At 71.7% G+C, this 7,144-nt stretch carries 7 protein-coding genes; all 7 read right to left on the bottom strand.

Annotated elements, in window-relative coordinates; genetic code table 11:
• Positions 1–186: 186 nt before the first annotated feature.
• The gene (locus AB0B83_RS24555; protein ID WP_357580134.1) at positions 187–1,164 is read right to left on the bottom strand and encodes a UDP-glucuronic acid decarboxylase family protein; all 978 of its coding nucleotides are present in this window, start codon (positions 1,162–1,164) and stop codon (positions 187–189) included.
• 103 nt (positions 1,165–1,267) lie between these two features.
• Positions 1,268–2,941, bottom strand: coding sequence for a cation acetate symporter (locus AB0B83_RS24550; RefSeq protein WP_132240519.1), 1,674 nt, complete (start codon positions 2,939–2,941; stop codon positions 1,268–1,270).
• On the bottom strand, positions 2,919–3,290 hold the full coding sequence (locus AB0B83_RS24545) for a DUF485 domain-containing protein (RefSeq protein WP_357580133.1): 372 nt from the start codon (positions 3,288–3,290) through the stop codon (positions 2,919–2,921). Before AB0B83_RS24545 ends, AB0B83_RS24550 begins: the two co-directional genes overlap by 23 nt.
• Positions 3,291–3,496: 206 nt before the next feature.
• Positions 3,497–4,060 carry a flavin reductase family protein gene (locus tag AB0B83_RS24540; protein ID WP_357580139.1) on the bottom strand — a complete coding sequence of 188 codons (564 nt, stop codon included), beginning with the start codon at positions 4,058–4,060 and terminating at the stop codon, positions 3,497–3,499.
• A gap of 96 nt (positions 4,061–4,156) precedes the next feature.
• On the bottom strand, positions 4,157–4,651 hold the full coding sequence (locus AB0B83_RS24535; protein ID WP_357580132.1) for an SRPBCC family protein: 495 nt from the start codon (positions 4,649–4,651) through the stop codon (positions 4,157–4,159).
• A gap of 23 nt (positions 4,652–4,674) precedes the next feature.
• Positions 4,675–6,375, bottom strand: a complete 1,701-nt coding sequence (locus AB0B83_RS24530) for an ABC transporter permease (RefSeq protein WP_357580131.1) — start codon at positions 6,373–6,375, stop codon at positions 4,675–4,677.
• Positions 6,360–7,124, bottom strand: a complete 765-nt coding sequence (locus AB0B83_RS24525; protein WP_357580130.1) for an ABC transporter ATP-binding protein — start codon at positions 7,122–7,124, stop codon at positions 6,360–6,362. Before AB0B83_RS24525 ends, AB0B83_RS24530 begins: the two co-directional genes overlap by 16 nt.
• Positions 7,125–7,144 lie beyond the last annotated feature (20 nt).

Below are 7,144 nucleotides of genomic sequence, written 5' to 3'. Positions count from 1 at the left end.
CTCGGCCGGCCGGGCGCGGCCGGCGTCCCGGCCGGGGCCGGGCACCGAGGCGCGCCCGGCGCTGCGGTACAGGTGCGGGAGTGGAACTCCGGCGGGCATGGTCGCTGACATGTAACTCAGGGTACGTACGCGTAGCCACTGTCGCCCTGTGGCGCCGCCGACGTGTGCGCCGGCGGCGGGCATTCGCTAGACCATCCGCTCGCGGAAGTACTCGATCGTGCGGCGGAGGCCGTCCTCGGGTGCCACGGTCGGCTCGTATCCGAGCAGCTCGCGGGCGAGGGTCAGGTCCGGGCGGCGCATCTCCGGGTCGTCGGCGCTGCGGGTGATGTAGGTCACCTCGGAGCTGCTCCCGGTGAGCGACACGATGGTCTCGGCCAGCTGCCGCATGCTCATCTCGTGCTCGGTGCCGCAGTTGATCGGCCCCGTCTCGCGGGAGTCGAGGAGCAGCAGGATGCCGTGCACCAGGTCGGACACGTAGCAGATCGAACGGGTCTGGTTGCCGGTGCCGTGCACGGTGATCGGCTCGCCGCGCAGCGCCTGCGAGATGAAGGTCGGGATGGCCCGGCCGTCGTCCGGACGCATCCGCGGGCCGTACGTGTTGAAGATCCGGACGATGGCGGTGTCGAGCCCCCGGCTCCGGTGGTAGGCCATGGTGGCCGCCTCGGAGAAGCGCTTCGCCTCGTCGTAGACGGCGCGGATGCCGATCGGGTTGACGTTGCCCCAGTACGACTCGGGCTGCGGGTGCACCTTCGGGTCCCCGTACGCCTCGGAGGTGGAGGCCATCAGGAAGCGGGCGCCGTCGGCGACCGCGCGCTCCAGCAGGTGCAGGGTGGCCACCGAGCCGACGCGGAGGATCTCCACCGGCAGCTTCTCGAAGTCGGTCGGGCTCGCCGGCGAGGCCATGTGCAGGATGGCGTCGAACCGCTCGGCCATCGCCGGGTGGTGGGTCGGCAGGCCGTCGGAGATGTCGGCCTCGACCAGGGTGAAGTTCGGCTCGTCCAGCAGGTGGGCGACGTTCTCCTTCGACCCGGTGATGAAGTTGTCGAGCGCGACCACGGTGCAGCCGCGAGCGATCAGGGAGTCCACCAGGTGCGACGGTACGAAGCCGGCGCCGCCCGTGACGAGGATGCGGTGACCGGGTCCGAAGCGGGCAACAGCGTTCATGCCGGTCAGCCTACCCACTGCCCCGAGCCGCCCTGACGCAAGGAAGGGTCCCTTGTCATCGCCAGGCGACAACAAGGGACCCTTCCTTGCATCTGTCGGGTCGTCAGTGGGCGCCGGCGCCGGTGACGGAACGCACCTCCAGCTCCGCGTACTTCTCCTCGTCGTGCTCCTTGGAGATCACGGTGCCGATCCATCCGCACAGGAAACCGAACGGGATGGACAGGATGCCGGGGTTGGACAGCGGGAACCACTGCCAGTCGTGCTCGGGGAACATCGAGGTGGCCGCTCCGGAGACCACCGGCGAGAAGAACACCAGCAGTACGGCGGAGAGCAGGCCGCCGTAGATGGCCCACACGGCGCCCGAGGTGTTGAACCGCCGCCAGAACAGGCTGTAGAGGATCGCCGGCAGGTTGCCGGAGGCGGCCACCGCGAACGCCAACGCCACCAGGAAGGCCACGTTCAGGTTCTGTGCGTAGATCGACAGCACGATCGAGATCGCGCCGATCACCAGGGCGGAGACCCGGGCGACCCTGACCTCCTGGCGCTCGGACGCCTTACCGTCCTTGATCACGTTGGCGTAGAAGTCGTGCGCCAGGCTGGACGAGGAGGCCAGCGTCAGGCCGGCCACCACGGCCAGGATCGTGGCGAAGGCGACCGCCGCGATGACCGCGAGCAGGGTCGCCCCGCCGAGATCGCCGCCGAGGAATTCGATGCCGAGCGCCTCGGCGAGCTGCGGCGCGGCCGTGTTGCCGGCCTTGTCCTGCGCGGTGATCGCCTCGCTGCCGACCAGCGCCGCCGCGCCGAAGCCGAGGGCCAGGGTGAGCAGGTAGAAGGTGCCGATGATGCCGATCGCCCAGAGCACGCTCTTGCGGGCCGTCTTCGCCGTCGGCACGGTGTAGAAGCGGATCAGGATGTGCGGCAGGCCGGCGGTGCCGAGCACCAGCGCGATGCCGAGCGACAGCAGGTCCATCTTGTTGTAGAAGGTCTGCGTCGCGTCGCCGGCCACCTCGACCCCGTAGCGCAACCCCGGTCCGAGGAGCGCGTCGCCCTTGCCGGAGGAGGCCGCGGCGGCGCCGAGCAGCTCCGACAGGTTGAAGTTGTACTTCGCCAGCACCAGCACCGTCATGATCGTCGCGCCGCCCATCAGTAGGAACGCCTTGACGATCTGCACGTAGGTGGTGCCCTTCATGCCGCCCACCGTGACGTAGACGATCATGAGCGCGCCGACCATGATGATGGTGGCGACCTTGGCGGTGTCGGCGTCCATGCCGAGGAACGTCGTACCCGGCTTGATGCCGAGCAGCAGGGCGACCAGCGCGCCCGCGCCGACCATCTGCGCCAGCAGGTAGAAGATCGACACCGTGATGGTGGAGACGGCGGCGGCGGTCCGCACCGGGCGCTGGCGCATCCGGAACGCCAGCACGTCGGCCATCGTGTACCGCCCGGAGTTGCGCAGCAGCTCCGCGACCAGCAGCAGCGCCACCAGCCAGGCGACCAGGAAGCCGATGGAATAGAGGAAGCCGTCGTAGCCGTAGAGGGCGATCATGCCGGCGATGCCGAGGAACGAGGCGGCCGACATGTAGTCGCCGCCGATGGCCATGCCGTTCTGGAAGCCGGAGAAGGACCGGCCACCGGCGTAGAAGTCGGTGGCGGTCTTGGTCTGCCGGCTGGCCCAGATGGTGATGGCCAGGGTCACCGCCACGAAGACCAGGAAGAGCGTGATGGTGAGGTTGCGGGCGGTGGTGCTGCCCGCCTCAGCCGCGAGGACCGTGTTCATTGCTCACCTCCCCCATCTCGGCACGGATCCGGTCGGCGACCGGGTCGATCTTCCGGTCGGCGAACCGCGAGTAGAGCCAGGCGATGAGGAAGGTCGAGACGAACTGGAGCAGGCCGAAGACGAGGGCGATGTTGATGTTGCTGCCGAAGAGCTTCGTGCCCATGAAGTCCCGCGCGTACGCGGACAGGATGACGTAGAGCGCGTACCACAGGAAGAACGCGACGGTCATCGGGAAGATGAAGCCGCGCAGCGTGCGCCGCAACCCGGCGAACTCGTCCGACCGCTGCACGGCCAGGTACCGGTCCGCCGCCGAGGTCGACGGCGTGGACGCGGGTGTGTCCGTGGACATTCGTGGATCACCACCTTCACAGGCGTGGGGAGTTTCGCGCACGGTAGAAAGCGCGCTCCCTGCCACGGAAGGGCGAGATCGACGCCGGTCGGCGGCTGCGCCGAACGGCACGGTGGCTGCGCCGAGTGACGCAGCTCACTCCGTTCACCGGTCGCCCAGCGCGGCCCGGCCCGCTGAGCGGGCGCCCGGTCGGTGGTGTGCGGTCGTCAGGTCAGCTCGCGGTAGCGGCCCCGGTAGTGCAGCAGCGGGTCCGTCTCCCCGGTCAGCTCGACGGCCTCGATGGTGGCCTCCACCAGCAGGCCCCAGCCGTACTCGCGGGCGGAGTCGAGCCGGCACCCCGCCCAGCCGCCGGCGTCGGCCGGCACCGGGCCGTAGGGGGTGTCGGTCCAGGCGCCGGTGGCGAACAGGCCGCCGGGGGACGGGAAGAGGCCCGCGAACCGGTCGGCGAGCTGCCGGTGCGCCGGGCTCAGCGGCGCCACCGCGAAGCGGCCGGCGGACTCGACCGCCGCCCACAGGTCGGACTCCGGGTCGACCAGGCCGAGCAGCCGGTCCGGCTCGCCCTCCGCGACCAGCGTCGAGGAGACCGTCAGGCCCGCCGGCTCGGGCGCCGTCCAGAGCGTCACCGGCGACGCCAGCCGACCCCGCAACCGGCGTACGGGCGAGCGTTGGTCGGCGGGCACGGCGAACGGGTCGATGTGGTGGATCTCGGCGCCCGGCTCATGATTCACGTGAAACATTGTGCGGCCTGCCCCGCCCCGACGGGCCCGGATGTGACGCTCAGTTGGTCGAGATCTTGGACGTTCTGCGCCCTTCCAGGGGCCGTTCCCTGCCAAGAACTCGACGAGGTGCGCGTACCGCTGGAGGGGTCAGTCGTTGGCGGTGAGTGACCGGCGGGCGGCGGCCAGCACCTCCGGGTCGGTGCAGCCGGCGGCGTACCCGGCGATCCGGCGGCGGATGTCGCGGCCGAGCAGCCAGGAGCCGATCCGGTCCGCGACCGGGCGCAGGAACGCGGGCCGGCAGCGGAAGCTGTACCGCCAGGTGGCGACGGCGTGGCCGGGCTCCGGGGCGGGCGCGAACCGCCACCCTCCGGCGAACATCTCGAAGAACCACGGCCCGTGCACCATCTTCATCCCGACGTGGCTGGGCGGGGCCCAGGAGACGTACTCGCTGACCATCACCAGGCCGTGCCGGGACCGGGTGAAGGTCCGCACCCCCTTGCCGGGCCGGGTCGCCCCGTCGGTGAAGTGCTGCTCGCGTACGAACGGGTCCCACCGGTAGCGCACCGGCGCCGTGGTCTGGGAGACCGCGAAGGCCACCTCGGGTGGGACCGGCACGGTGATCACCGCTTCGACTACGGGCATCAGGTCATTGTCCTGTCCGATCGTCAGCGGCGCGGGGTCACCGTGGCGAGCAGCTCCGGCATCCGGCGGTCCAGCACGTCGCCGGCCAGGTACGCGCCGAGCAGCGCCGCCCCCAGGCCGTACGCGGCCCCGAGCGGCAGGGCCAGCCAGAGCCACACGTCGCCGAGCAGCCCGGCGGCCACCACCATCGGCACCGCCGCCACCGCGGTGGCGAGCATCGCCAGCAGGGTGAGGAAGCTCTTCGCGATCCCGGCACCGGTGTTCAACGCGAACGGGTTGCTCGTCTCCGGCAGCGAGTAAGCCCCGAGCACCGAGACGAAGCAGTTCACCGCCAGCCCCGCGCCGGACGTGCCGAACAGCGTGCCCGCCATCAGCCCGATCCAGCCGGGCTCGCCGATGACCACCGCGACGACCACGGCGATCACCGCCAGCATCGGCAGGACGTAGAGCGAGAACGCGGCCATCCGGGCGCGCAGCTCCTGCTGGCCGGAGACGCCCGCGACCACGTTCGCCGCGTACGCGCTGCCGTCGAAGCCGAACTGGTTGGCCAGGGTGACGGCGGCGAGCAGCCCGACGAAGAGCATCGACAGGCTGGACAGCACCGGGGACGGGTCGGAGCTGGGCGTGAACCCCTCCGCGCCGTCGATCGTGAAGCCCGAGCCGCCCAGGTTGACCATGACCGGCACGAAGAGACCGACGACCGCGACGGTGATCAGGTTGGCCCGGCGCCGGGCGTCCCGCCACCAGTAGCGGGCCTCCCGGGCGACGAGGGCGCCGAACCGGTCCCGCCGGGCCCAGCCGAGGGCCCTCGGGAAGAGCTGGGCGACCGCCCCGCCGGTCGTACCACGCTGGGCGCGGGCCGGCCCGGCACTGGCCGCGCCCACCATCGCGGACTCGAGCGAGCGGGACCACCAGGCCAGCAGCGCGACGATCGTCACCGCCGTGATCAGCAGCTTCACCGGTGCGGCCCAGACGCGGCCCTCGGCCACGTCGATGCCGGCCGTCCAGGGAGCGCCGAACGGGGTCCAGGCGACCACCTCGGCCACCCCCTGGAGGCGGTCCCAGTCGGCGTCGGAGAGGGCGGCGATGCCCAGGAGCTGCAACGGCCCGAGAAGCGCGGCGAGTACGGCGAGCAGCACGGCGGCCAGGTCGCGGACCCGGCGGGAGCGCAGCGCGGTGGCGAAGGCGCTGGTCACCGCGCGGGCCGCGGCGACGCAGAGCAGCAGCCCGCCGACCACCCCGACGAAGGCGACCGCGGCGGCCGACCAGCCGCCCAGCGCCCCGGCGGTGACCACCAGCCCGCACAGGGCCAGCAGCACCGAGATCGTGGGGACGCTGACGAAGGCGGCGGCGAAGAGCCCGGAGACGAGCGTGCGGCGGGGCAGCGGCAGCAGCGCGAACCTCGCCGGGTCCAGAGTCTCGTCCACCCCGAAGAAGACCAGCGGCAGCAGCAACCAGCCGAGCACCGTCAGGCCGCCGCCGAAGGCGGCCACCATCAGCGCGTAGCGGCTCGAGTCGGCCAGGCCGGGCGCGGCGAAGAGGAAGAACCCGGTGCCGGCGAACCAGAGCCCGAGCACCGCGCCGCCCACGAAGAGGGCGACCCGCCAGCCCTGACCCCGGAAGTTGTTGCCCATCACCCGCAGCTTGAGCCGGACGAAGTGCCGGGCGGAGACCCGCCGGGCGGGCTGGGCGGAGACGGTCGGTCCGGTCACTGCGACAGCCACGCCAACTCCTCGCCGGTCGCCGTACGGCCGCCGACCACCTCGACGAAGACCTGCTCCAGCGAGCGGCCGCCGCGCACCTCGTCGATGGGCCCGACGCGCTTGATGGTGCCGGCCGCCAGGATCGCCACGTGCGAGCAGAGCCGCTCGACGACCTCCATCACGTGGCTGGAGAAGACGACGGTGCCGCCCCCGGTCACGTACCGGTGCAGGATGTCCCGGATCAGCGCGGCCGAGACCGGGTCGACCGCCTCGAACGGTTCGTCCAGCACCAGCAGCCGGGGCCCGTGCAGCAGCGCGCAGGCCAGGCCGATCTTCTTCTTCATGCCCGCCGAGTAGTCGACCACCAGCGTCCGGCCGGCGTCGCCGAGCGCGAGCACGTCCAGCAGCTCCGCCGCCCGCTGGTCGACCACCGCCGGGTCCATCCCCCGCAGCAGACCGTGGTACGCGAGCAGCTCCGCGCCGCTGAGCCGGTCGAAGAGCCGTACGCCGTCGGGCATCACGCCGAGCAGCTGCTTCGCCCGCACCGGGTCGGCCCAGACGTCGTGCCCGAGCACCCGGGCGCCCCCGGCGTCCGGCCGGAGCAGCCCGACCGCCATCGACAGGGTGGTGGTCTTCCCCGCGCCGTTCGGGCCGAGCAGGCCGTAGAAGGACCCGGCCGGCACGTCGAGGTCGACACCGGCGACGGCGACCTTGCCGTCGAAGTGTTTTGCCAGGCCACGCAGGGCGAGCGCCGGGTGCTCAGCAGTCATGCGTCGACCGTATCCGGCCC

Source organism: Micromonospora sp. NPDC049060 (assembly GCF_040649055.1).
Lineage (GTDB): Bacteria > Actinomycetota > Actinomycetes > Mycobacteriales > Micromonosporaceae > Micromonospora > Micromonospora reichwaldensis.
The sequence above is the reverse complement of the archived record's forward strand: the minus strand, read 5'-3'. Positions and strand labels throughout refer to the sequence as shown.